General features: G+C 71.8%; 20 protein-coding genes. 12 read left to right on the top strand and 8 right to left on the bottom strand.

The annotated features are described in order from the left end of the window. Window positions 1–139 precede the first annotated feature (139 nt). Window positions 140–568, top strand: a complete 429-nt coding sequence (locus ACFQZ6_RS08570) for a CBS domain-containing protein (RefSeq protein WP_381606287.1) — start codon at window positions 140–142, stop codon at window positions 566–568. Between the two features lie 43 nt (window positions 569–611). Here ACFQZ6_RS08570 and ACFQZ6_RS08565 read toward each other — a convergent pair whose 3' ends face one another. Next, complete coding sequence (locus ACFQZ6_RS08565) at window positions 612–1,739, bottom strand: magnesium and cobalt transport protein CorA (RefSeq protein ID WP_381606285.1); 1,128 nt, start codon at window positions 1,737–1,739, stop codon at window positions 612–614. 227 nt (window positions 1,740–1,966) lie between these two features. On the opposite strand from ACFQZ6_RS08565, the gene ACFQZ6_RS08560 reads away from it, so the two are divergent. Continuing rightward, window positions 1,967–2,809, top strand: coding sequence for a methyltransferase domain-containing protein (locus ACFQZ6_RS08560; protein ID WP_381606283.1), 843 nt, complete (start codon window positions 1,967–1,969; stop codon window positions 2,807–2,809). A 113-nt stretch (window positions 2,810–2,922) separates the two neighbouring features. Here the strand turns inward: ACFQZ6_RS08560 and ACFQZ6_RS08555 are convergent, their stop codons facing one another. Beyond that, window positions 2,923–3,849, bottom strand: coding sequence for a carbohydrate kinase family protein (locus ACFQZ6_RS08555; protein ID WP_381606281.1), 927 nt, complete (start codon window positions 3,847–3,849; stop codon window positions 2,923–2,925). Further along, the gene (locus ACFQZ6_RS08550) at window positions 3,846–4,754 is read right to left on the bottom strand and encodes a pseudouridine-5'-phosphate glycosidase (RefSeq protein ID WP_381606280.1); all 909 of its coding nucleotides are present in this window, start codon (window positions 4,752–4,754) and stop codon (window positions 3,846–3,848) included. The genes ACFQZ6_RS08555 and ACFQZ6_RS08550 overlap by 4 nt, the downstream gene beginning before the upstream one ends. Window positions 4,755–4,851: 97 nt before the next feature. On the opposite strand from ACFQZ6_RS08550, the gene ACFQZ6_RS08545 reads away from it, so the two are divergent. Continuing rightward, window positions 4,852–5,280: a VOC family protein gene (locus tag ACFQZ6_RS08545; RefSeq protein ID WP_381606278.1), complete on the top strand. Its 429-nt coding sequence runs from the start codon at window positions 4,852–4,854 to the stop codon at window positions 5,278–5,280. A gap of 173 nt (window positions 5,281–5,453) precedes the next feature. On the opposite strand, the gene ACFQZ6_RS08540 is transcribed toward ACFQZ6_RS08545, so the two are convergent. After that, window positions 5,454–6,020 carry a methylated-DNA--[protein]-cysteine S-methyltransferase gene (locus ACFQZ6_RS08540; RefSeq protein ID WP_381606275.1) on the bottom strand — a complete coding sequence of 189 codons (567 nt, stop codon included), beginning with the start codon at window positions 6,018–6,020 and terminating at the stop codon, window positions 5,454–5,456. 250 nt (window positions 6,021–6,270) lie between these two features. On the opposite strand from ACFQZ6_RS08540, the gene ACFQZ6_RS08535 reads away from it, so the two are divergent. From ACFQZ6_RS08535 to ACFQZ6_RS08505, 7 genes are all read left to right on the top strand, one after another. Continuing rightward, window positions 6,271–7,143 carry an MHYT domain-containing protein gene (locus ACFQZ6_RS08535; protein WP_381606273.1) on the top strand — a complete coding sequence of 291 codons (873 nt, stop codon included), beginning with the start codon at window positions 6,271–6,273 and terminating at the stop codon, window positions 7,141–7,143. A gap of 40 nt (window positions 7,144–7,183) precedes the next feature. Then, window positions 7,184–9,322, top strand: a complete 2,139-nt coding sequence (gene uvrB, locus ACFQZ6_RS08530) for an excinuclease ABC subunit UvrB (protein ID WP_381606271.1) — start codon at window positions 7,184–7,186, stop codon at window positions 9,320–9,322. Between the two features lie 200 nt (window positions 9,323–9,522). Continuing rightward, window positions 9,523–10,101 carry a TerD family protein gene (locus ACFQZ6_RS08525; protein ID WP_381606269.1) on the top strand — a complete coding sequence of 193 codons (579 nt, stop codon included), beginning with the start codon at window positions 9,523–9,525 and terminating at the stop codon, window positions 10,099–10,101. 63 nt (window positions 10,102–10,164) lie between these two features. After that, a complete protein-coding gene (locus tag ACFQZ6_RS08520; protein ID WP_381606267.1) occupies window positions 10,165–12,174 on the top strand; it encodes a TerD family protein in 2,010 nt (669 codons plus the stop codon). Between the two features lie 293 nt (window positions 12,175–12,467). After that, window positions 12,468–13,469 (top strand): TerC family protein, encoded by a 1,002-nt coding sequence (locus tag ACFQZ6_RS08515; protein WP_381606265.1) that lies wholly within the window; start codon window positions 12,468–12,470, stop codon window positions 13,467–13,469. Window positions 13,470–13,595: 126 nt separating this feature from the next. Continuing rightward, complete coding sequence (locus tag ACFQZ6_RS08510) at window positions 13,596–13,898, top strand: hypothetical protein (protein ID WP_381606262.1); 303 nt, start codon at window positions 13,596–13,598, stop codon at window positions 13,896–13,898. Between the two features lie 79 nt (window positions 13,899–13,977). Further along, window positions 13,978–15,078, top strand: coding sequence for a calcium:proton antiporter (locus ACFQZ6_RS08505; protein ID WP_381606260.1), 1,101 nt, complete (start codon window positions 13,978–13,980; stop codon window positions 15,076–15,078). Between the two features lie 37 nt (window positions 15,079–15,115). On the opposite strand, the gene ACFQZ6_RS08500 is transcribed toward ACFQZ6_RS08505, so the two are convergent. Both ACFQZ6_RS08500 and ACFQZ6_RS08495 read right to left on the bottom strand, forming a co-directional pair. Next, the gene (locus ACFQZ6_RS08500) at window positions 15,116–16,426 is read right to left on the bottom strand and encodes an MFS transporter (protein ID WP_381606258.1); all 1,311 of its coding nucleotides are present in this window, start codon (window positions 16,424–16,426) and stop codon (window positions 15,116–15,118) included. Between the two features lie 93 nt (window positions 16,427–16,519). Next, window positions 16,520–17,566, bottom strand: coding sequence for a S66 family peptidase (locus ACFQZ6_RS08495; RefSeq protein ID WP_381606256.1), 1,047 nt, complete (start codon window positions 17,564–17,566; stop codon window positions 16,520–16,522). A gap of 98 nt (window positions 17,567–17,664) precedes the next feature. Here ACFQZ6_RS08495 and aroQ point away from each other — a divergent pair, with 98 nt between their 5' ends. After that, a complete protein-coding gene (gene aroQ, locus ACFQZ6_RS08490) occupies window positions 17,665–18,138 on the top strand; it encodes a type II 3-dehydroquinate dehydratase (protein WP_381606254.1) in 474 nt (157 codons plus the stop codon). Window positions 18,139–18,352: 214 nt separating this feature from the next. Here the strand turns inward: aroQ and ACFQZ6_RS08485 are convergent, their stop codons facing one another. Continuing rightward, window positions 18,353–19,009 carry an MBL fold metallo-hydrolase gene (locus ACFQZ6_RS08485; protein WP_381606252.1) on the bottom strand — a complete coding sequence of 219 codons (657 nt, stop codon included), beginning with the start codon at window positions 19,007–19,009 and terminating at the stop codon, window positions 18,353–18,355. A gap of 37 nt (window positions 19,010–19,046) precedes the next feature. Then, window positions 19,047–19,733, bottom strand: a complete 687-nt coding sequence (locus ACFQZ6_RS08480) for a maleylpyruvate isomerase family mycothiol-dependent enzyme (protein ID WP_381606250.1) — start codon at window positions 19,731–19,733, stop codon at window positions 19,047–19,049. A gap of 224 nt (window positions 19,734–19,957) precedes the next feature. On the opposite strand from ACFQZ6_RS08480, the gene uvrA reads away from it, so the two are divergent. Beyond that, window positions 19,958–22,894 carry an excinuclease ABC subunit UvrA gene (uvrA, locus tag ACFQZ6_RS08475; RefSeq protein WP_381606248.1) on the top strand — a complete coding sequence of 979 codons (2,937 nt, stop codon included), beginning with the start codon at window positions 19,958–19,960 and terminating at the stop codon, window positions 22,892–22,894. The last annotated feature ends 106 nt before the right edge of the window (window positions 22,895–23,000 follow it).

The raw sequence follows: 23,000 nt of genomic DNA, 5'->3' as shown, positions 1-23,000 counted from the left end.
GGCCCCGCCCGGGGTGGTTCGGTCGGCGGCGTCTCCGGGTGCGGGTCCCGGAGGGCGCCGCGAGAATGAGGGCGCCGGGACTGCCGGGACCAGCGGTGCCCCCGTGCCGCGCCGAGCGTCCGGCTCCAGGAGGTACGCCATGACCACAGCCGCGGACATCATGCACCGGGGAGCCCAGTGGATCCCCGCCCATGAGACCCTCGACCGCGCCGCCCAGCTGATGCGCGACCTGGGCGTGGGCGCCCTGCCCATCAGTGACTCGGACGAGCGGCTCTGCGGCATCCTCACCGACCGCGACATCGTCGTCGGCTGTGTGGCGATGGGCCACGACCCGGCCAGGGTCACCGCGGGCGAGATGGCCCAGGGCACCCCGCGCTGGATCGACGCCAACGCCGACGTCGGCGAGGTCCTGCGGGAGATGCAGTCCCATCAGATCCGCAGGCTGCCCGTGATCGAGAACAAGCGTCTCGTCGGCATGATCAGCGAGGCTGACCTCGTACGGCACCTGACGGGCGACCAGATCGCCTCCTGGGCCGGACGCGTCTACGCCGAGAGCGGCGCCCGCTGACCCTCCAGCGTCCCGCTCCGCCACCGCCCGTCGACGGGTGCGCTCACAGCCAGCCGTTGCGCCGGAAGCCGCGGTACAGCACCAGACAGGCCACGGCTATCACCCCGAGGACCAGCGGGTAGCCGTATCGCCAGCCCAGCTCCGGCATATGGGCGAAGTTCATGCCGTACACCCCGCAGACCATGGTCGGCACGGCGACGATCGCCGCCCACGCCGTGATCTTCCGCATGTCCTCGTTCTGCGCGACCGTGACCTGGGCGAGGTGCGCCTGGAGGATGGAGTTGAGCAGTTCGTCGAAGGCGGCGATCTGCTCGGCCGCCCGCAGTTGGTGGTCGGCGACGTCGCGGAAGTACGCCTGTATCTCCTGGTCCACCACCCGCATCGGCCGGTCGGCGAGTTCCAGGAGGGGGCGGCCGAGGGGGACCACGGCCCGCTTCAGTTCGAGCAGTTCGCGCTTGAGCTGGTAGATGCGGCCCGGGTCGACCCGTTCGCCGTCCTCCGCGAAGACGTCCGTCTCCACCTGGTCCATGTCCGCCTGCACGGCGTCGACCACGCTGAGGTACTCGTCGACGACGTGGTCCGCGATGGCGTGCAGCACGGCCGAGGGACCCTTGGCGAGCTGACGGGGGTGCGATTCCAGCTCCTCGCGCACCGGGCCGAGCGAGCCGTGCATCCCGTGCCGCACCGTGACCGCGAAGTCGGGGCCGAGGAACACCATGATCTCGCCGGTGTCCACCACCTCGCTGGTCGCGGTGAGTTCCTCGTGCTCCACGTAGCAGACGGTCTTGAACACCGCGAACAGCGTCTCGCCGTACCGCTCCAGCTTGGGGCGCTGATGGGCCTCCACCGCGTCCTCGACGGCGAGCGGGTGCAGGTCGAACTGCTCGGCGATGCCCGCGAACTCGTCGCTCGTCGGCTCGTGCAGTCCGAGCCAGACGAATCCGTCGCCGCTCTTGCGTACCCGCTCCACCGCGTCGGCGAGATCGCCCTCGACGGGGACCCGCACCCCGTCCTCGTACGCCACGCAGTTGACCACCGACGAGCCCAGCGGGGAGCGGGCGGGGTGGCTCAGGTCGACCCGGCGCCGTCGCCTGGTCAGCCGCGCCACCCTGCGCAGGCCGCCCACCGCGCTGAGGCCCCTGACCTTCCGTAGATTCCCTGCCATGGACATCCGGCACTCCTCGCATGGTCCCCCGTGACGCGTTTCCGCGCCCTGTCGTGCCAGTTTGCCAGCCGGGCAAGGACCGTGGGGAAGCCTGTGGGTAGCACACGTTCCGCTTGGTTCCCGCCTGTGGACAACGGGGCGTTGCCTCCCGGGAAGCATGAGTTCGCCGCACATCTCGTCATACCGGAGCGTCGCCCACTCCCGACAAGCCGGACAACTGGGATGATCGCGGCATGATGCGAACCGATGGTCATCTCCTCGCTGACCGGCAGGCCGCCACGGCCGACCGGCAGACCCGCACGCCCACCCGGCAGACCGACGCGGCGGCGCGCTCCGACGCCCTCGCCGCCCTCTTCGACCCCACCACCTTCCGGCACCTCGAAAGCCTCGGGGTCGGACCCGGTTGGCGCTGCTGGGAGGTCGGCGCCAGCGGCACCTCCGTGGTGTCCTGGCTGGCCAAGAAGGTCGGCCCGACCGGCAAGGTCCTCGCCACCGCCGCCGCCACCGACCTGTCCTGGGCCACCCCGGTCGCCCGGCCCCCGGTGGAGGTGCGCCTCCACGACGTGGGCGCCGAGGAACCCCCGGGCGACGGCTACGACCTGGTGCACGCCCGGCTGCCGCTGGTCCATGTGCCCGACCGCGAACGGGCGTTGCGGTGCATGGTCAAGGCGCTCCGTCCCGGTGGACGGCTCCTGGTCGAGGACGCCGACCCCGCCCTGCAGCACCTCGCCTGCCCCGACGAGCACGGGCCCGAACAGCAACTGGCGAACCGGCTGCGCAAGGGGCTCCTCCGCCTGCTCGTCAGTCGCGGCGACGACCTCTCCCACGGGCGCAGGCTGCCGCGTCAGCTCCGCGCGGCCGGACTGCGCCGGGTCGGCGCCGACGCCTACTTCCCCCTCGCCTCGCCCGCCTGCGCCGCGCTGGAATCGGCGACGATCCGTCAGTTCCGGGACGAACTCGTCACCGCGGGCTTCGGCACCGGCCAGGACATCGACCGCCACCTGGCGAACCTCGCCTCCGGGACGATGGACCTCGCCAGCGCGCCGATGATCTCGGCCTGGGGGCGTAGGCCGTAGAGGGCTGAGGGTGCAGGCCGTAAAGGGTTGACGGTGCAGGCCGTAAAGGGTTGACGGTGTAGGCCGTAGCGGGCTCAGGTGAAGGCCCGCGCCGCACGGCGCCCGACTCGCCGTCAGGTGACCTCCGCGGCACCGCCCGGTGGTCTGCCGCCCACCCGCGCCACGGCCAGTGCGCCCGCCCGGCACCCCTCCGCCGCCGCGTCCCGTGGCCCGGCGCCCGCGAGCAGCGCGGCGAGGAAGGCGCCGGTGAAGGCGTCGCCCGCGCCCGTGGTGTCCCGGGGCACCGCCGGGAGAGCGGGCACGCGCGCGTACACGCCCCCGGAGCGGGCGACCAGCGCGCCCTCCGCCCCTAGTTTCACGACGACCAGCGGGACGTGGCGGCTCAGCTTGGCCGCCGCGTCCGCCGCGTCGGGCAACCCCGTGAGCAGGCACGCCTCGTCCCGGCTCGGCAGCAGCACCGCCACCCCGGCGACCAGCTCCAGGAACCGGTCGACGCCGAGCAGGGACAGGAACCCGGTCGACGCCGGGTCCAGGCTCACCGGCACTCCACGCGCGCGTGCCGACTCCAGGGCCGCCGAGAGCAGCGCGCGGCTCGGCTCGGAGAACAGCAGGTAGCCCGAGAGGTGCAGCCGCGCCACCCCGTCGAGCAGTGTCGGTGACCAGTCGCCTGGCTCCAGCCGCAACGACGCGCCGCTGTCCGTGAGGAACGTCCGCTCGGCCGCGGCGCCCGTGTCCACCAGGCAGATCACCGTGCCGGTCGGCGCCACCGGGTCGACGACCAGCCGCGCACGCACCCCGGCGGCGGTCAGCTCCCGCTCGTGCCACACCGCCGCGTCGGCCCCCACCCGGCCCAGCAGCCGGACGTCCGCGCACCCCCAGTGCGCCGCCCAGCACGCCACGTTGGCGCCCGCGCCGCCCGGTAGCGTCCGCACCGAGGCGGCGGTGTCGGTGCCCGGCGCGAGCGGCCCCCGATGGCGGGCCACGACGTCGGTCACCACGTCCCCGACGACCAGCAGCGCACCGTCGCCGCCCCCGTTCACACCCCCGCCCAAGCCGCCGCGATCCGCGCCGCCAGGCGTACGTTGCCCCGCACCGCCGCCAGGTTGGCCTCCAGGGAGGCGCCGCCGGTGTGCCGTACCAGGTGGTCGAGGAGGAACGGGGTGACCGCCTGGCCGGTGACGCCCTCGCGGTCGCAGGCCCGGAGCGCCTCGTCGAGTACGCGCGCGTGCAGCTCGGGGTCGAGCTGCTCCGCCTCCGGCACCGGGTTGGCCACGATCAGCGCCGACTCCGGCCCGCCGAGCGCGTCCTGCGCCCGCATGACGTCCGCCACCTCCCGCGGTGACCGCAGCGTCCAGTCCACCGGGTGCCCGGAGTCGGAGAGGTAGAAGCCGGGGAAGCGGTCGGTGCCGTACCCGGCGACCGCGACACCCAGCGTCTCCAGCCGCTGCAAGGTCGCCGGGACGTCCAGGATCGACTTCACGCCCGCGCACACCACCGTGATCCGCGTCCGCGCGAGCAGCCCCAGGTCCGCCGACTCGTCCTGCGTCACCGTCCACTGCCGGTGCACCCCGCCGAGGCCGCCCGTCGCGAACACCCGCACCCCGGCCAGCGCCGCCAGCAGGGCCGTCGCTGACACCGTCGTCGCGCCGCTCGCCCCACCGGCCACCGCCAGCGGCAGATCGCGGTGGCCCAGCTTGCGGATGCCGTCCTCGTTGGCGATCCGCTCCAGTTGCTCCTTGTCCAGGCCCACCCGGGGCCGCCCGTCCAGCACGGCGATCGTCGCCGGTACGGCGCCCTCCCGCCGTACGACGTCCTCCAGCTCCAGCGCCACCTGGAGGTTGCGCGGGCGGGGCAGCCCGTGCGCGATGATCGTGGACTCCAGGGCCACCACGGGCCGACGCGCGTCGACCGCCTCCCGCACTTCCTCGGACACCACCAGCGACACGGGCGCCTCCTGTCTGTCGGTCTTCCCTCATCCCTGGCGGGCGGCGCGCCCCGTCAAACCCTTGCCGTCGGTGCGGGACCCCACCAGCCTGGGGTGCATGACGGACAACACGACACGACTCGACCATGTCGTCCTCTGGGTGCGCGACCCGCTGGCCGCCGCCCGCTTCTACGAGGAGGCGGTCGGTCTGGAGGCGATCGGGGTCACCGAGTTCGCCGCGGGACAGGTCTCCTTCCCGTCGGTGCGCCTCAACGAGGAGTCGATCCTCGACCTTGCGCCGCTGACCATGGCGCCGCGCATGACCATGGTCCCCGGCGCCGCGGAGAGCGCCGGGCACCCCGTGAACCACATCTGCCTGGCCATGCCGGAGGACCGCTTCGACGCGCTGCGGGCCCGGCTGGCGGAGCGGTCCGTCCCGGTCTCCGGGATCTCCCACGACCTCCTCGGCGCCCGCGGCATGGCCCGGCGCAGCTTCTACTTCCGCGACCCGGACGGCAACGTGTGCGAAGTGCGGCACTACGGGTGACGTGTGCGGCGCGGGGCACTACAGGTGCCGCCCGTGCCGCCGGGGCACGAGAGGTGGCGCGGGCGCCGTGTGGCACTACGGGTGACGCGTGCACCACGAGGCACCACGGGTGACGCGTGCACCACGAGGCAGGGTGACGTGTGCGGCGCGGGGCGATGGGGACGCCGCCCGTCTCAGAAGAGCGGCTGCGGAAGCACACCCTCCAGGGCCAGCAGCGTCCGCTTGGTCTCCAGCCCGCCCCCGAAGCCGCCGATGCCGCCGTCGCTCTCGACGACCCGGTGGCAGGGCACGACCACCGGCAGCGGATTCGCGCCCATCGCCGCCCCGACCGCCTGGGCCGCGCCCGGCTGCCCGACCCGCCCGGCCAGATCGCCGTACCCGACGACCGCGCCGAACGGCACCGAGGCGGCCAGCTCACGCAGCACCTGGCGGTTGAAGCCGGAGATCAGCGCCCAGTCCAGCGGTAGCTCGAAGTCCTTGCGGGCCCCCGCGAAGTACTCCTCGACCTGGCGTATCGCCTCGGCCAGCAGCGGCGCGCCCGGCGCCTCGACGGGCTCGCAACCCAGCCGGGAGGCGAGCTGGCCGAGCGCCCGCTCGCGCACCCGGTCCGTGGCGTGGAACACGACGTTGACCAGGCCCTGCCGGGTGGCGGCCAGCAGCAGGGGGCCGATGTCGGTACCGACGACGGCCCACACCACCTGCGGCTCGTCCCGCCGCTCGTACTGCCCATCGCTGTTCATGCGCCCCACCGTACGGCCCGGCACTGACAACGCCGCCGGCCACGGGAGCACCACGGCGTACGCGCGGTCTCCCCGCCGTGGTCACCGGGGCGGCACAACTGGGGCAAGGGCGTGTTTCTTTGCCGGAAAATCGTTCGACCTCGTTGGCCGGGGTCATACTCTTCGCCTGAACCCTGGGCGTTAGGCGGTCCTGGGAGGGGGCGCACATCAGGAGATCTGGGGACGCGAGAGGGCGGAAGGACAGCCGCGGATGCAAGGCACGGTCGACGGATTCAGTTACGGCCTCGTCACCCCGCTGGTGGCCTTTCTCATGGCCTGCCTCGGCGGCGCCCTCGGGCTGCGCTGCACCACCAGATCCCTGCTGGTGACCCACTCCTGGCGCCCCGGCTGGCTCGCCCTCGGCTCCGCGGCGATCGGGTCGGGGATCTGGACCATGCACTTCATCGCGATGATGGGCTTCACCATCGAGGAGACGCCGATCAGCTACGACAAACCGCTGACGTACGCCAGCCTGGGCGTGGCCATCGTGATGGTCGGCGTCGGGGTCTTCATCGTCGGCTACAAGGGCGCGCGGGGCACCGCCCTGTTCACCGGGGGCACCGTCACCGGCCTGGGCATCGCCACGATGCACTACCTCGGCATGGCGGGGATGCGCTTCCACGGCACCTTCGAGTACAACACCCTCACCGTCGCCGCCTCCGTCGTGATAGCCATGGCCGCCGCCACCGCCGCCCTGTGGGCCGCCGGACAGGTCAGGGGGTTCCTGTGGAGCGTGGGCGCCAGCCTCGTCATGGGCGTGGCCGTGACCGGGATGCACTACACGGGGATGGCGGCCCTCAGCGTCCACCTGCACGGCGCCTCCGCCGGTCCCGGCGTCACCGGGGACTCGCCCGCGGCCCTGCTCGCGCCCCTGCTGATCGGACCGCTCGCCTTCCTGTGCCTGGCCGGTGTCGTGATGCTGTTCGACCCGCTGCTGGTCATGGGCAAGCCCGGATGGCCCCCCATCGAGGACAAACCGGGCGTCCCGGCGCACCCGACCGTCTCGCACTCCGGGCCCCGGCGCCCGCTGCGCCCCCGCCGCCCGGTCGGCCAGCGGGGCTCGCGCAGCCCGCAGAACCGCTGATCGGAGCCGGTTGTCAGTGGTGGGTCGTACGGTGGATGACATGCGGCCCGTTTCCCACATCGAACGCACGGTGGCGCCCTTCGAGGTCGTCAGTCCCTACCAGCCGAGCGGCGACCAGCCGACGGCCATCGCCGACCTCGCGCGGCGCATCGAAGGCGGCGAGAAGGACGTCGTCCTGCTCGGCGCCACCGGCACCGGCAAGTCCGCCACCACCGCGTGGATGATCGAGAAGCTCCAGCGCCCCACCCTGGTGATGGCGCCGAACAAGACCCTGGCCGCCCAGCTCGCGAACGAGTTCCGCGAGCTGCTGCCGAACAACGCCGTCGAGTACTTCGTCTCGTACTACGACTACTACCAGCCCGAGGCGTACGTCCCCCAGTCGGACACCTACATCGAGAAGGACTCCTCGATCAACGAGGAGGTCGAGCGGCTGCGCCACTCCGCGACCAACTCCCTGCTCACCCGGCGCGACGTCGTCGTGGTCGCCTCCGTCTCCTGCATCTACGGCCTCGGCACCCCGCAGGAGTACGTGGACCGCATGGTCCCGCTGCGCGTCGGCGACGAGATCGACCGCGACGAGCTGCTGCGCCGCTTCGTGGACATCCAGTACACGCGCAACGACATGGCGTTCACCCGCGGCACCTTCCGGGTCCGCGGCGACACCATCGAGATCTTCCCGGTCTACGAGGAGCTGGCCGTCCGCATCGAGATGTTCGGTGACGAGATCGAGGCGCTGTCCACCCTGCACCCGCTCACCGGCGAGATCATCAGCGACGACCAGCACCTGTACGTCTTCCCCGCCTCGCACTACGTCGCCGGTCCCGAGCGCATGGAGCGGGCCGTCAACGACATCGAGAAGGAGCTGGCCGAGCGGCTCGCGGAGCTGGAGAAGCAGGGCAAGCTCCTTGAGGCCCAGCGGCTGCGGATGCGCACCACGTACGACATCGAGATGCTCCGCCAGATCGGCACCTGCTCCGGCGTCGAGAACTACTCGATGCACTTCGACGGCCGCGCGCCCGGCTCCCCGCCCAACACCCTGCTGGACTACTTCCCGGACGACTTCCTCCTCGTCATCGACGAGTCCCACGTCACCGTGCCGCAGATCGGCGCCATGTACGAGGGCGACGCCTCCCGCAAGCGCACCCTCGTCGACCACGGCTTCCGGCTGCCGTCCGCGCTGGACAACCGGCCGCTGAAGTGGGAGGAGTTCCAGGAGCGCATCGGCCAGACCGTCTACCTGTCGGCCACCCCGGGCGCCTACGAGCTGTCCCGCGGGGACGGCGTGGTCGAGCAGATCATCCGCCCCACCGGCCTGGTCGACCCCGAGGTCGTCGTCAAGCCGACCGAGGGCCAGATCGACGACCTGGTGCACGAGATCCGGCAGCGCGTCGAGAAGGACGAGCGCGTCCTGGTCACCACGCTCACCAAGAAGATGGCCGAGGACCTCACCGACTACTTCCTGGAGCTGGGCATCCAGGTCCGCTACCTGCACAGCGACGTCGACACCCTGCGCCGCGTGGAGCTGCTGCGCGAACTGCGCGCCGGCGAGTACGACGTCCTGGTCGGCATCAACCTGCTCCGCGAGGGCCTCGACCTGCCCGAGGTGTCCCTGGTCGCCATCCTCGACGCCGACAAGGAGGGCTTCCTGCGCTCGGGGACCTCCCTGATCCAGACCATCGGCCGCGCGGCGCGCAACGTCTCCGGCCAGGTCCATATGTACGCCGACAAGATCACCCCGGCGATGGAGCGGGCCATCGACGAGACCAACCGCCGCCGGGAGAAGCAGATCGCGTACAACACGGCCAACGGCATCGACCCGCAGCCGCTGCGCAAGAAGATCAACGACATCGTCGCGCAGATCGCCCGCGAGGACGTCGACACCGCGGAACTGCTCGGCAGCGGCTACCGCGCCAAGAAGGACGGCGGCGGGACCAAGGCCCCGGTGCCCTCGCTGGGCGGCAAGGCGGCCAAGGCCGGGAAGGGCGCCAAGGGCAAGGCCAAGGAGACGGTGCCCACCGACCGGCCCGCGGCCGAACTCGCCGAGCAGATCGAGGAGCTGACCGAGCGGATGCGGGCCGCCGCAGCGGACCTCCAGTTCGAGATCGCGGCCCGGCTGCGGGACGAGGTCTCCGAGATGAAGAAGGAACTGCGGCAGATGCGGGAGGCGGGCCTGGCCTGACGGACCCGCGCGGGCACCGGTCCACCCGTGGGGCCGGTGCTCCCCGAAACGGCCCCTGTGACCTCGGCGGGGCTGCGCAGTGTTGCAAGACCGACACAAAGTCCGGACCGGGGTACGGCACTGTCAGTGCTCCTGCGTAGTGTTCTGCGCAACCGCGGTTCTCGCGGTCAACAGGGGATGTCCGAGAGGGGAATCAGCGCGTGACCGTCAACATGACCAAGGGTCAGGCCATCAGTCTTCAGAAGAACGACGGCGGCACTCTGACCGCGGTGCGCATGGGTCTCGGCTGGCAGGCGGCCCCCCGGCGCGGCCTGTTCGGCTCGCGCACCCGGGAGATCGACCTCGACGCCTCCGCCGTGCTGTTCGCCGACAAGCAGCCGGTCGACGTCGTCTTCTTCCGCCACCTGGTGAGCGACGACGGCTCCGTCCGCCACACCGGTGACAACCTGGTCGGCGGTGCCGGTCAGGGCGGCGACGACGAGTCGATCCTCGTCGACCTCCAGCGCGTCCCGGTCCACATCGACCAGATCATCTTCACCGTGAACTCCTTCACGGGGCAGACGTTCCAGGAGGTGCAGAACGCCTTCTGCCGTCTGGTCGACGAGACCAACGGCCAGGAGCTGGCCCGCTACACCCTCGCCGGTGGCGGCGCCTACACGGCCCAGATCATGGCCAAGGTGCACCGCAACGGCCCGGGCTGGACGATGACCGCCCTCGGCACCCCGGCCAACGGCCGCACCTTCCAGGACCTGATGCCCGCCATCCTGCCGCACCTCTGAGCGGACCAGGCACCCGACAGCGACGAGCGACGAGCGACACAGCGATCCAGGGGGACGAAGGCGATGACGGCCGAGCTGGCGCGGGGACAGAACCACCCGCTCTCCCAGACCCGTCTAGAGATCCGGGTCTCGGCCGGTACGCCGATCGTGGCCGCCGCGACGCTCGGCGACGAGCAGGGCAAGGTGCACGGCGCGGAGTGGGTGGCCCACCCGGGCACACCGACGCTGGCCGGTCTGGAGGTGTCCCGGCAGGCCGCCGCCGACCACCGCCTCGCGGTGGACCTGGACGCCATGCCGGACGCCGTGCACCGCGTGCACGTGCTGCTCGCCCTGCCCGTCGGGCAGGGCGGCGGCCCGGTCCGCTTCGGCGCCGTCGCCGCCCCCTTCGTGGCGGTCACCGGCCTCGACGGCACCGAGATCGCCAGCTTCACCCTCACCGGTCTGGACGCCGAGTCCGCCGTCGTCGCGCTGGAGCTGTACCGGCGGCAGGGCGCCTGGAAGGTGCGCGCCGTCGGCCAGGGCTACGCCGGTGGCCTCGCGGAACTCCTCGCCGACCAGGGCCTGCTCCACTCCCACCAGCTCGCGGGCGCCATCCTCGAAGCGGTGGGCCAGGGCATGGCCCGCTCGGTGGCGGCACCCCCGCCCCGCACGGCGGACGGCGACCGCGCCCGGCAGTCGTCGGCGCCGTCGCCCTACGGCCCCGACCAGACCGGCTCGCCGTACGGCCCGCAGAGCCCGCAGGGCGGCACCGGGCACCACCCGGGCTACCCGCCGAACGGCGGCACCGCCCCGGCCGACCCCACGCCCCCCGCCGCCACCCCGGCCCAGCCCGCCGGGCAGCCCACCGGCGGCCCCGTCAACTACACCCACCCCGGGCGTCAGACCTCCGCGCCCCCGCCGCCCCCGCCCGCCGCGCCCCCGGCCCCTCCCGGACAGCCCAGGCAGCCCGTCGCGGGCGACGCGACCGGCTGGTCCATGGACGAGCGGCTCTACAACCAGGTGTGGGGCATGTTCGAGGATCTCGCCCGCACCACCGCCGCATACCGCAGCGCCGTCGACTTCGCCGACTCCCGGATGGAGAAGGAGCTGGAGCAGGTCCTGTCCGACCCGCGCAGCCGGATCGGCGGCCAGGCCGACGCGGCACGGGCGTCGGCGCGCGCCCGGCACACCCAGCTCGTCGACCAGGCCCGGCAGGCCCTCGACCGTGACCTCGCCCAGCTCACCGCCGAGGCGGGCGTGGTCGAACCCGCGCTGCCGCCGATGTTCGCGGGCTGGGACAACCCCGTGTGGCACGCCTACCGGGTCCCGATGGAGATACCCATGGCCGTGCGCGTGGGCGACCTCCACCTCCCCGAGTGCGCCCAACTGCGCATCCCGATGCTGGTCCGGCTGCCGCTGGAGCGGGGCCTGTGGATCGACAGCGGGCGCGCGGCGTCGCTCGACGGCTCCTTCACCGACTCCCACGACCTGCGGCGCCTCGCCATGGAGACCGCGGTGGCGCACACCGCCCGGCTGCTGGCGATCCACCCGGCGGGCGAGTTCACCGTGCACGTCATCGACCCTGCGGGTTCGGGCGCGCAGGCGCTGGCACCGCTGGTGCAGACCGGGGTGCTCGCCACCCCGCCCGCGCTCGGCGCGGCGGGGGTCACGGACGTCCTCACCCGGCTGACGCAGCGGGTTGACCTGGTGCAGATGGCGCTGCGCGGCGGCGCCGCCGACTCCCTCCCCCCGGACCTGGACACCGCCCAGCAGCTCCTCGTGGTCAACGACTTCCCGCACGGCTTCGACGACCGCGCGGTGACGCAGTTGCGCTACCTCGCGGACGAGGGGCCGGACGTCGGCGTCCACCTGATGATGGTCGCCGACCGGGAGGACGCCGCCGGGTACGGCCCGCTCCTGGACCCGTTGTGGCGTTCGCTGCTGCGACTCACCCCGGTGCCGGACGACCACCTGGCGGACCCGTGGGTCGGGCACGCCTGGACGTACGAGCCGCCGCGCGTCCCGTCCGGCAGCCAGGTGCTCCAGCAGGTGCTCACCCAGGTGGCGGCGGCCCGCCGGTCCTGGAACCGCTGACCCGCCCCACCTGGCACTATAAAGCGTAAGTAAAGCCCCCCGACCAGCGACTTTGGCCTTTCTTTTGCCAAGTACTTTACCTTTCCTTGGGAATCGGGTTACCGTAGTTGGCACGGAGGGGAGTACTCCCTGCCAACTGCGGCGTTCCCGTCAATACGGACCTGCACAGGTCCCGGGGCGTCGGCCCGTGGGTACCCGGGGCGCGTGAGCGCGCCGGACGCCCGGGGTGGAAGAGACCTCCGGCAGCGATGACGCTGACTGACTGTTTGCAGACACGTACTGCCGGAGGCGCAGTGGATGTTTCCCTGACCCTGTGGGTCCTGACCATCGTGGGCCTGAGCGCCCTCATCGCCGTCGACTTCTTCATCGGGCGCAAGCCCCATGACGTCTCGATCAAGGAAGCCGGGATCTGGACCGTCGTCTGGATCGTGCTGGCCGCGCTCTTCGGGCTCGGCCTGCTGGTCTTCAGCGGCGGCCAGCCCGCCGGGGAGTTCTTCGCGGGCTACATCACCGAGAAGTCGCTGAGCGTCGACAACCTCTTCGTCTTCGTCCTGATCATGGCGAAGTTCGCGGTGCCCTCGCAGTACCAGCAGCGCGTCCTGCTCATCGGCGTGCTCATAGCCCTGGTGCTGCGCGCGGTCTTCATCGCCGCCGGTGCCGCGATCATCGCCAGCTTCTCCTGGGTCTTCTACCTCTTCGGCGCCTTCCTGATCTGGACGGCCTGGAAGCTCATCCAGGAGGCCCGCGCCGACGAGGACGACGAGGAGTACGAGGAGAACAAGCTGCTCAAGGCCGCCGAGCGCCGCTTCGGTGTGGCCGACCGCTACCACGGCACCCAGCTCTGGATCCGGGAGAACGGCAAGCGCGTCATGACCCCGATGCTGGTCGTGATGCTGGCGATCGGCACCACGGACGTCCTGTTCGCGCTCGACTCGATCCCCGCGATCTTCGGCCTCACCCAGGACCCGTACATCGTCTTCACGGCCAACGCCTTCGCGCTGATGGGTCTGCGGCAGCTCTACTTCCTCATCGGCGGTCTGCTGCGCAAGCTGGTCCACCTCAGCTACGGCCTGTCGATCATCCTCGGCTTCATCGGTGTGAAGCTGGTGCTGCACGCCCTGCACGAGTCGGGGGTCCACGTCCCGGAGATCAGCATCCCGGTCTCGCTCGGCGTCATCTGCACCGTCCTCATCGTCACCACGATCACCAGCCTGATGGCCACCCGGCGGCAGGAAGCGGCCGAGGTGGCGGGCAAGGAGTCCGAGGACACTCCGCAGAACAGCCTGAAGGGCTGACCGTGCCCGGCGTAGTGACAACGGGCCACGGGAGCGGTGCGCGGCGAATTGCCGGGCACCGCTCCCGGTGCTTGCTTGGAGCTGAGCGCACCTCCCCTCCGGGGGCGCACGACCGGCGGAGGCACCATGAAGTTCACCCAGATCGTCGACTTCGAGACCGAGCGGCTGGACGAGATCGAGCGGTTGCTGGAAGAGGCCAGGCAGCGATCGGCGGGCAGGGAGGGCGGCCCCACCCACCGCATCCTCCTGAAGGACCGGGACAACCCGGGCCGCTACCTCGCGCTGATCGAGTTCGAGTCGTACGAGGAGGCCATGCGCAACAGCGAGTCCCCCGAGACCAACAAGCTGGCGGAGCAGCTCGGCGCCCTGTGCAGCCGCCCGCCCCGCTACACCAACTGCGACCTGCTGGACGCCCGAGAACTGAAGTAGCCGCCCGGAGCGCGAGCGGGCGCGGCGTGCCCCGCGCCGCCGATGTGCGGGGCACGGCCGACCTTGCGAGGATCGCGGCATGATCGATCGGCTGAGGTCGCTCACGCGCCGGTGGACGTCCGCCGTACCGGTGCTGGCCGTCGTCCTGCTGGTCCTCACCTGGGGGCGTGATCTGCCGGGCGGGGTGGTGGCCGTGGCGACCGTGGTGCTCGCCGGGGCCGTCCTGGCCGCGGTGCACCACGCCGAGGTCGTCGCACACCGGGTCGGCGAGCCGTTCGGCTCGCTGGTGCTGGCCGTCGCGGTCACGGTCATCGAGGTCGCCCTGATCGTCACCCTCATGGCCGACGGCGGCGACAAGACCTCGACGCTGGCCAGGGACACGGTCTTCGCCGCGGTGATGATCACCTGCAACGGAGTCGTCGGCCTGAGCCTCCTGGTGGGCTCCCTGCGCCACGGCACGGCCGTCTTCAACGCCGAGGGCACCGGCGCCGCCCTCGCCACCGTGGCCACCCTGGCGACGCTGAGCCTGGTCCTGCCGACCTTCACCACCAGCGCGCCGGGCCCGGAGTTCTCCGGGGTGCAGCTCACCTTCGCCGCGCTCTCCTCACTGATCCTCTACGGCCTGTTCGTGGCGACCCAGACCGTACGGCACCGGGACTACTTCCTGCCGCTCACCCGGGAGGGCCAGGTGATCAGCGCCGACGACCACGCCGACGCGCCCTCCGCGCGCACCGCGCTGATCAGCCTGGGGCTGCTGGGGCTGGCGCTGGTCGGGGTGGTCGGCCTCGCCAAGGGGGTGTCGTCGACCATCGAGTCCGGGGTGGCGGCGGCCGGGCTGCACCACGCCGTCGTCGGCGTGATCATCGCGATGATGGTGCTGCTCCCGGAGACCATCGCGGCGCTGCGGTCGGCCCGCCGCGACCGGGTGCAGACCAGCCTCAACCTGGCGCTCGGTTCCGCGATGGCCAGCATCGGCCTGACCATCCCCGCGGTCGCGCTCGCCTCCATCTGGCTCGACGGCCCGCTCCTGCTCGGCCTCGGCGCGACCCACATGGTGCTGCTCGCGCTGACCGTGGTGGTGGCGTCCCTGACGGTGGTGCCGGGCCGGGCCACACCGCTCCAGGGCGGGGTCCACCTGGTGATCTTCGCGGCCTATCTGGAACTCGCGATCAACCCGTAGCCGCCGGGGCCCGCCCCGCGCGGGCGGACCGCCCCGCTCAGCCCGTCGTCGCCGTCGTGGCCCTGCCGGGCTCGGGGTCCGGCTCCGGATCGCCCGGCGTGGGCACCCGCGCCGGACGGGTGTCGGGCAGCAGCGCGAAACAGGCCAGGCTGACCAGCGCGACCCCGGTCAGATAGGCGGCCACCCCCCACGGCACCCGGCCGCCCTGGTCCGCGAGCGCCGTCGCCACGATCGGGGTGAGCGCGCCGCCGAACACCCCGCCGAGGTTGTAGCCGACCGCGGCGCCCGTGCAGCGCACCCGCGGCTGGTACAGCTCCGGCAGATACGCGGCGATCACCGCGAACATGGTGATGAAGGCGAGCATCGCGCCCAGGAAGCCGGTGAACATCAGCAGCGGCGCCCCCGTCGACAGCAGCGCCACCATCGGGAACATCCACAGGGCCGTCGCCGTGCACCCGATCAGACACAGGGGCCGCCGCCCGTAGCGGTCCCCGAGCACCGCCACCACCGGGGTGAGCGCGCCCTTCACCACCACCGCGGCCATGACGCAGGACAGCATGACGGTACGGCCCACCCCGAGCCGTTCCGTGGCGTAGGCGAGGGACCAGGTGGTCACGGCGTAGAAGACCGCGTAGCCGACCGAGAGGGCACCGGCGGTCAGCAGGACCAGCCGCCAGTGGTCGCGGACGACCTCGACGAGCGGCACGCGCGCGTGGTCGTCCAGCTCCAGGAAGCGGGGGCTCTCCGTAAGCGAGGAACGCAGCCACAGCCCGAGCACGGCCAGCACCCCCGACACCCAGAACGGCACCCGCCATCCCCACTGCGTGAACTGCGCCTCGGTCAGGGTCGCCGACAGCGCCAGCATCACCCCGTTGGCGAGCAGGAAGCCCACGGCGGGCCCGACCTGCGGAAAGCTGGACCACAGTCCGCGCCGCCCGGCGGGCGCGTGCTCCGCCGTCAGCAGCACGGCCCCGCCCCACTCACCCCCGAGCCCCAGCCCCTGCAGGAAACGCAGCACGAGCAGCAGCACCGGAGCGGCCACCCCGATGCTGCCGTACGTCGGCACACAGCCGACCGCGACCGTCGAGGCGCCGGTCAGCAGCAGTGAGATCACCAGGACCGGCCGCCGCCCGTGCCGGTCCCCGATGTGCCCGAACAGCACCGAGCCCAGGGGCCGCGCGAAGAACCCCACCCCGAACGTCCCGAAGGCCGCGAGCGTCCCCGCCAGCGGGGAGAAGGTCGGGAAGAACAGCGGTCCCAGCACCAGCGCCGCCGCGGTCCCGTAGACGAAGAAGTCGTAGAACTCGATGGCCGTTCCGGCCAGCGCGGCGGCGGCGATGCGTGGCATCCCGGGTGACCTCACGGTCTGTACATCGTGCATACCGCGTCAACTACCCAGAGTGACCAGTGGTTACGGGGGCGCGCGGTGGTGCGGCGCGTGTCAGTACGTGACGGTGATGCGCCGGGCCGGACCGTCGACGCGGACCGTGCCGCCGTAGGGGATCACGAGCTGGGGGTCGGTGTGGCCGAGGTCCACGTCGAAGACGGTCAGCAGACCGGGGGCGTACGCGTCGAGCGCGCGCTGTACGGCCGTACGCTGCGCGGCGGCGTAACGCGCGGCCTCCTCGGGGGTGTGGGGCCGGAGGAAGTCCCAGGTCTTGGGGCGGCCCATCAGCAGCGCGGAGAAGCGCTGGAGCAGGCCGCGCTCGCCCATGTTCCGCAGGGTGTGGAAGACCTCCTCACCGCTCGGCATCTCCTCCGAGGTCTCCAGGAACAGCACCTGGCCGTCGTAGTCGGACAGGTCGTGGGAGATCTCCCGGTCGGCCATCAGCAGCCAGGCGATGATCTCCAGGCAGCCGCCCCAGCTACGGCCCTCGACCACCTGGTCGGCGTTGAGCCAGGTCCAGCCGGTGCCGGGCCGGGTCTCCGGCTCCGCCTCGAAGGTGGCGGGGTCCGCCCAGTCCCGGGCGGTGTCGCGCCACCGCTCGGCGGGCCGCAGCTCATAGGCGCCGGAGGTGAACAGCGCAGCCCGCAGCGAGTCGGCGGTCTGCGGGTGCATGGCGCCGGGGCGGCCCAGCTCCGCCATCACGGACGCGCCGTGGTAGCCGACGATCCCGGCGTTGCGCAGGTACAGCAGCAGGTTGGTGTTGTCGCTCATGCCGAAGAACGGCTTCGGGTGGGCGCGCAGCACCTCCCGGTCCAGCAGCGGCAGCACGGTGATCTGGTCGGAGCCGCCGATCGAGGCGATCACCGCCTTCACCTCCGGGTCCGCGAAGGCGGCGTGGATGTCGTCGGCCCGCGCCTGGGGCGTCGCGCCCATCGTCCGCGTCGTCGGGTACTCGACCGGTTCCAGGCCGTAGTCCTCACGCAGCCGCCTGAGCCCCAGCTCGTAGGGGAGCGGGAGGACGCCGGGCAGGCCCCCGGAGGGCGAGATCACGGCTATACGGTCGCCGGGCACGGGCTTCGGGGGATAGCTGGGGGTGATCACTGGCCGAGGATACGAGGGGCGGCCGGGGCGGCGCACCGTGATAAACCGGGGCCAGCAGCGGTCCCGCGGACCGCCCCAGCCGACGGACCGGAGGAACCGTGCCCCGCACCCTCGCCAACGCCCCGATCATGATCCTCAACGGGCCCAACCTGAACCTCCTCGGTCAGCGCCAGCCCGAGATCTACGGCTCCGACACGCTCGCCGACGTCGAGGCGATGTGCGCCAAGGCCGCGGCGGCGCACGGCGGCACGGTGGACCTCCGGCAGTCCAACCACGAGGGCGAGCTGGTCGACTGGATCCACGAGGCGCGGCTGCGCCACTGCGGGATCGTCATCAACCCCGGGGCGTACTCGCACACCTCCGTCGCGATCCTGGACGCCCTCAACACCTGTGACGGGATGCCGGTGGTGGAGGTGCACATCTCCAACATCCACCAGCGGGAGTCGTTCCGGCACCACTCCTACGTGTCGCTGCGCGCGGACGGGGTGATCGCGGGGTGCGGGGTGCAGGGGTACGTGTTCGGGGTGGAGCGGGTCGCGGCGCTGGTGGGGGCGGCGAGCGCGCGGGCGTAGGGCGGCGCGGTGGATGCCGGGCCGCCGGTCGAGGGCGGGGAATCAAGGGACCGGCGGCCCGTGCCACGCGGGAGCCGTCATCCCGCGCGGGGCTGCCTCCAGTGGACCGCGTACGGGCGCGCGCCGGGAGTGCGCGGGAAGCACCGGCGCGTGCACACGTTTCACACGGGGCGCGCGTCTGTCGACCCACGCCTCCCACCGCCACCGCCGGGCGTCACCACCCGCGCGCGTGCCACTCCGGCAGGTGGGGCCGCTCGGCGCCCAGCGTGGTGTCGTTGCCGTGGCCGGGGTAGACCCAGGTCTCGTCCGGGAGCGCGTCGAAGATCTTGGTCTCCACGTCATGGATCAGACGGGCGAACGCCTGAGGATCCTTACGTGTGTTGCCCACACCTCCGGGGAAGAGGCAGTCCCCGGTGAACACATGGGGATGCCCGTGCGGGTCGTCGTAGACGAGGGCGATGGAGCCCGGCGTGTGGCCGACCAGATGGCGCGCGGTCAGCTCCACGTGGCCCACGCGGAGGGTGTCGCCGTCGTCCACGAGGACGTCCGTCGGTACGGGGATGCCCTCGGCGTCGGCGCGGCCCGCGTAGGTGCGGGCGCCGGTGGCGGCGACCACCGCGGCGAGCGCCTGCCAGTGGTCGCCGTGCTGGTGGGTGGTGACGACGGACGCGATGCCGTCGTCACCGATCATGCCCAGCAGGACGTCGGCGTCGTTCGCCGCGTCGATCAGCAACTGCTCGTCCGTGGCCCGGCAGCGCAGCAGATAGGCGTTGTTGTCCATCGGGCCGACCGCGATCTTCGTGATCATCAGGTCCCGCAGCTCGTGCACATCGGCCGGGCCGCCGACCTTCACCGCTCCGCTGTACGTCATACCGAAAGCCTATGCGCTCCGCCGGGGCCAGGAGCCCCTACAGCGGAGGCAGTACAGGGAGGGCGCCGCCCGTCGTCGCGAGGGAGGAGCCGTCGCGGCGGCCCGACAGCCAGCCCAGGAGGTCCGGGAGCGCGCCGGTGACGGTCACCTCGGGGGTCTCGGCCGTACGGCCCGTCGTCCACGCGTGCGTGCCGTCCGTCAGGCGGGTCGCGGGGACGTCGGGGTGGCCGGTGAAGCGCTCGGCGAGGAAGGCGGTCTCCCGCTCCGCGAACTCCGCCGGGACGTCCTCCAGCTCGTAGCCGATGCCGAGGTCCACGTGGTGCAGTTCCACCTCCACCCAGCGGCGGAACGGCAGCCGGGCCGCGGAGTCGGTGACGCCGTTGCGCAGCGCGACCGTGCGGGACCAGTCCGCGGGCTCGGCCGCCACCCGCTGGAAGCGGGCCCAGGTCTCGCGCACGTCGGTGAGCTGGACGTCGAGGGGGCGGGGGGCGTCCCGCGCGATGTCGGCGTCCCGGGCCTCGGCGGAGGCGTACATGGGGCGCCCCTCCAGGACGTTCACCAGGGCGTCGGCGTTGCGGGCGAGGTGGGCGAGGACGTGGCCCCTGGTCCAGCCGGGCAGGCGTGACGGTTGCGTCACAGCGGTGTCGTCCAGCTTGGCGGCTGCGCTGAGCAGCCGTTCGGTCGCGTCATGTACAGATGCCAGGTCACGAGCGTGATCAATCATGGTGCTGACACTAGCCCCGCCACACCTTCGGGTGAAGGTGGTGGACTCCGGCCGTAAATCGAATGCACGTGCTATAAGGTCGTGCGTGGCGTCGGGCATGGTGGAAGGCCGGGGATTGTTGTGCAACCCGGGGAATCCGACCGGCGTTGTCAGTGGCTCCCCCTAGTCTGAGGAAGACGGGGGCCCCGCCCCTGTCACTTCTCTCAAGAAAGGTGCGGACCGGCGTGGCCGACCGTCTCATCGTCCGTGGCGCGCGCGAGCACAATCTCAAGAACGTCTCGCTCGACCTGCCTCGCGACTCGCTCATCGTCTTCACGGGCCTGTCCGGGTCGGGCAAGTCCTCCCTGGCCTTCGACACGATCTTCGCCGAGGGCCAGCGGCGCTACGTGGAGTCGCTCTCCTCGTACGCCCGCCAGTTCCTCGGCCAGATGGACAAGCCGGACGTCGACTTCATCGAGGGCCTGTCCCCGGCGGTCTCCATCGACCAGAAGTCGACCTCGCGCAACCCGCGCTCGACGGTCGGCACCATCACCGAGGTCTACGACTACCTGCGGCTGCTCTTCGCCCGCATCGGCAAGCCGCACTGCCCGGAGTGCGGCCGTCCGATCTCCCGCCAGTCGCCGCAGGCCATCGTCGACAAGGTCCTGGAGCTGCCCGAGGGCAGCCGCTTCCAGGTGCTGTCGCCGCTGGTCCGCGAGCGCAAGGGCGAGTTCGTCGACCTCTTCGCCGACCTCCAGACCAAGGGCTACTCCCGCGCGCGCGTGGACGGCGAGACGGTCCAGCTCTCCGACCCGCCCACGCTGAAGAAGCAGGAGAAGCACACCATCGAGGTGGTCGTCGACCGCCTCACGGTGAAGGACTCCGCCAAGCGCCGCCTCACCGACTCCGTGGAGACCGCCCTCGGCCTCTCCGGCGGCATGGTCGTGCTCGACTTCGTCGACCTCCCCGAGGACGATCCCGAGCGTGAGCGCATGTACTCGGAGCACCTGTACTGCGCCTACGACGACCTGTCCTTCGAGGAGCTGGAGCCGCGCTCCTTCTCCTTCAACTCGCCCTTCGGCGCCTGCCCCGAGTGCACCGGCATCGGCACCCGCATGGAGGTCGACCCCGAGCTGATCGTTCCGGACCCGGACAAGTCCCTCGACGAGGGCGCCATCCACCCCTGGTCCCACGGGCACACCAAGGACTACTTCGGACGGCTGATCGGCGCCCTCGCGGACGCCCTCGGCTTCCGCACGGACATCCCGTTCGCCGGGCTGCCGCAGCGCGCCAAGAAGGCCCTGCTGCACGGCCACAAGACCCAGATCGAGGTCCGCTACCGCAACCGGTACGGCAGGGAGCGCGTCTACACCACGCCCTTCGAGGGCGCCGTCCCGTTCGTGAAGCGGCGGCACAGCGAGGCCGAGTCCGACGCCAGCCGGGAGCGCTTCGAGGGCTATATGCGCGAGGTGCCCTGCCCCACCTGTGAGGGCACCCGGCTGAAGCCGATCGTCCTCGCGGTCACGGTCATGGGGAAGTCGATCGCGGAGGTCTCCGCGATGTCCATCAGCGACTGCGCCGACTTCCTGGGCGAGCTGAAGCTCACCGCCCGGGACAAGAAGATCGCCGAGCGGGTGCTGAAGGAGGTCAACGAACGGCTGCGGTTCCTCGTCGACGTCGGCCTGGACTACCTCTCGCTGAACCGCGCGGCGGGCACCCTCTCCGGCGGTGAGGCCCAGCGCATCCGGCTCGCCACCCAGATCGGCTCCGGCCTCGTCGGCGTCCTGTACGTCCTCGACGAGCCGTCCATCGGGCTGCACCAGCGTGACAACCACCGGCTGATCGAGACCCTCGTCCGGCTGCGCGACATGGGCAACACGCTCATCGTCGTCGAGCACGACGAGGACACCATCAAGGTCGCGGACTGGATCGTCGACATCGGCCCCGGCGCGGGCGAGCACGGCGGCAAGGTCGTGCACAGCGGCTCCCTGAAGGAGCTGCTCGCCAACACCGAGTCGCAGACCGGTCAGTACCTGTCCGGCAGGAAGTCCATCCCGCTGCCGGACGTCCGCCGCCCGCAGGACCCGTCCCGGCACCTCACCGTGCACGGCGCCCGCGAGAACAACCTGCGGGACATCGACGTGTCCTTCCCGCTGGGCGTGTTCACCGCGGTCACCGGAGTCTCCGGATCCGGCAAGTCCACGCTGGTCAACGACATCCTCTACACGCACCTCGCCCGCGAGCTGAACGGCGCCCGCAACGTGCCGGGGCGGCACACGCGCGTGGAGGGCGACGACCAGGTCGACAAGGTGGTGCACGTCGACCAGTCGCCCATCGGCCGCACCCCGCGCTCCAACCCGGCGACGTACACCGGCGTCTTCGACCACATCCGCAAGCTGTTCGCCGAGACCACCGAGGCCAAGGTCCGCGGCTACATGCCCGGCCGGTTCTCGTTCAACGTCAAGGGCGGTCGCTGCGAGAACTGCGCGGGCGACGGCACGATCAAGATCGAGATGAACTTCCTCCCGGACGTCTACGTCCCGTGCGAGGTCTGCCACGGCGCCCGGTACAACCGGGAGACCCTGGAGGTCCACTACAAGGGCAAGTCCATCGCCGAGGTCCTGAACATGCCGATCGAGGAGGCGACGGAGTTCTTCGAGGCGGTCCCCGCGATCGCCCGCCACCTCAACACCCTCAAGGACGTCGGCCTCGGCTACGTCCGGCTCGGGCAGGCCGCGACCACCCTCTCCGGTGGTGAGGCGCAGCGCGTCAAGCTCGCCAGCGAACTGCAGAAGCGCTCCACCGGCCGCACGGTCTACGTCCTGGACGAGCCGACCACCGGTCTGCACTTCGAGGACATCAGCAAGCTGCTGAAGGTCCTCTCCGGGCTGGTCGACAAGGGCAACACGGTCATCGTCATCGAGCACAACCTCGACGTGATCAAGACGGCCGACTGGGTCATCGACATGGGCCCGGAGGGCGGCGCGGGCGGCGGCATGGTCGTCGCCGAGGGCACACCGGAGCAGGTCGCCGGGGTCCCGGCGAGCCACACCGGCAAGTTCCTGCGCGAGATCCTCGGCGACCGCATCAGCGACGCCGAGCCCGTGAAGGCACCCCGCCGCACGGCGGCGAAGAAGGCCGCGCCCGCCAAGAAGACGGCGGCACGCGCCCGCAAGTCCTGACCCCGGACGCGACGACCCGGCCGACCCGGCACAGCGGCGACGAGCGGCGCCCCGTGGGAACCCCCGTGGGGCGCCGTCGGCGTACCACCGCCGCCCACCACCTACA

The sequence above is a fragment of the Streptomyces flavalbus genome, assembly GCF_042674625.1.
Taxonomy (GTDB): Bacteria; Actinomycetota; Actinomycetes; order Streptomycetales; family Streptomycetaceae; genus Streptomyces; species Streptomyces flavalbus.
Note: the sequence above shows the minus strand (reverse complement) of the source record. Positions and strands in the feature narration are given on the sequence as shown.

Excerpts from the sequence above, each read along its gene's own strand:
- ACFQZ6_RS08535 (WP_381606273.1), top strand. The coding sequence starts at position 6,271 with ATGCAAGGCACGGTCGACGGATTCAGTTACGGCCTCGTCACCCCGCTG.
- ACFQZ6_RS08505 (WP_381606260.1), top strand. The coding sequence starts at position 13,978 with ATGATCGATCGGCTGAGGTCGCTCACGCGCCGGTGGACGTCCGCCGTA.
- ACFQZ6_RS08560 (WP_381606283.1), top strand. The coding sequence starts at position 1,967 with ATGATGCGAACCGATGGTCATCTCCTCGCTGACCGGCAGGCCGCCACG.
- ACFQZ6_RS08510 (WP_381606262.1), top strand. The coding sequence starts at position 13,596 with ATGAAGTTCACCCAGATCGTCGACTTCGAGACCGAGCGGCTGGACGAG.
- ACFQZ6_RS08570 (WP_381606287.1), top strand. The coding sequence starts at position 140 with ATGACCACAGCCGCGGACATCATGCACCGGGGAGCCCAGTGGATCCCC.
- ACFQZ6_RS08500 (WP_381606258.1), bottom strand. The coding sequence starts at position 16,426 with ATGCCACGCATCGCCGCCGCCGCGCTGGCCGGAACGGCCATCGAGTTC.
- ACFQZ6_RS08565 (WP_381606285.1), bottom strand. The coding sequence starts at position 1,739 with ATGTCCATGGCAGGGAATCTACGGAAGGTCAGGGGCCTCAGCGCGGTG.
- ACFQZ6_RS08485 (WP_381606252.1), bottom strand. The coding sequence starts at position 19,009 with ATGACGTACAGCGGAGCGGTGAAGGTCGGCGGCCCGGCCGATGTGCAC.
- ACFQZ6_RS08480 (WP_381606250.1), bottom strand. The coding sequence starts at position 19,733 with ATGATTGATCACGCTCGTGACCTGGCATCTGTACATGACGCGACCGAA.
- ACFQZ6_RS08540 (WP_381606275.1), bottom strand. The coding sequence starts at position 6,020 with ATGAACAGCGATGGGCAGTACGAGCGGCGGGACGAGCCGCAGGTGGTG.
- uvrB (WP_381606271.1), top strand. The coding sequence starts at position 7,184 with ATGCGGCCCGTTTCCCACATCGAACGCACGGTGGCGCCCTTCGAGGTC.
- ACFQZ6_RS08545 (WP_381606278.1), top strand. The coding sequence starts at position 4,852 with ATGACGGACAACACGACACGACTCGACCATGTCGTCCTCTGGGTGCGC.
- ACFQZ6_RS08520 (WP_381606267.1), top strand. The coding sequence starts at position 10,165 with ATGACGGCCGAGCTGGCGCGGGGACAGAACCACCCGCTCTCCCAGACC.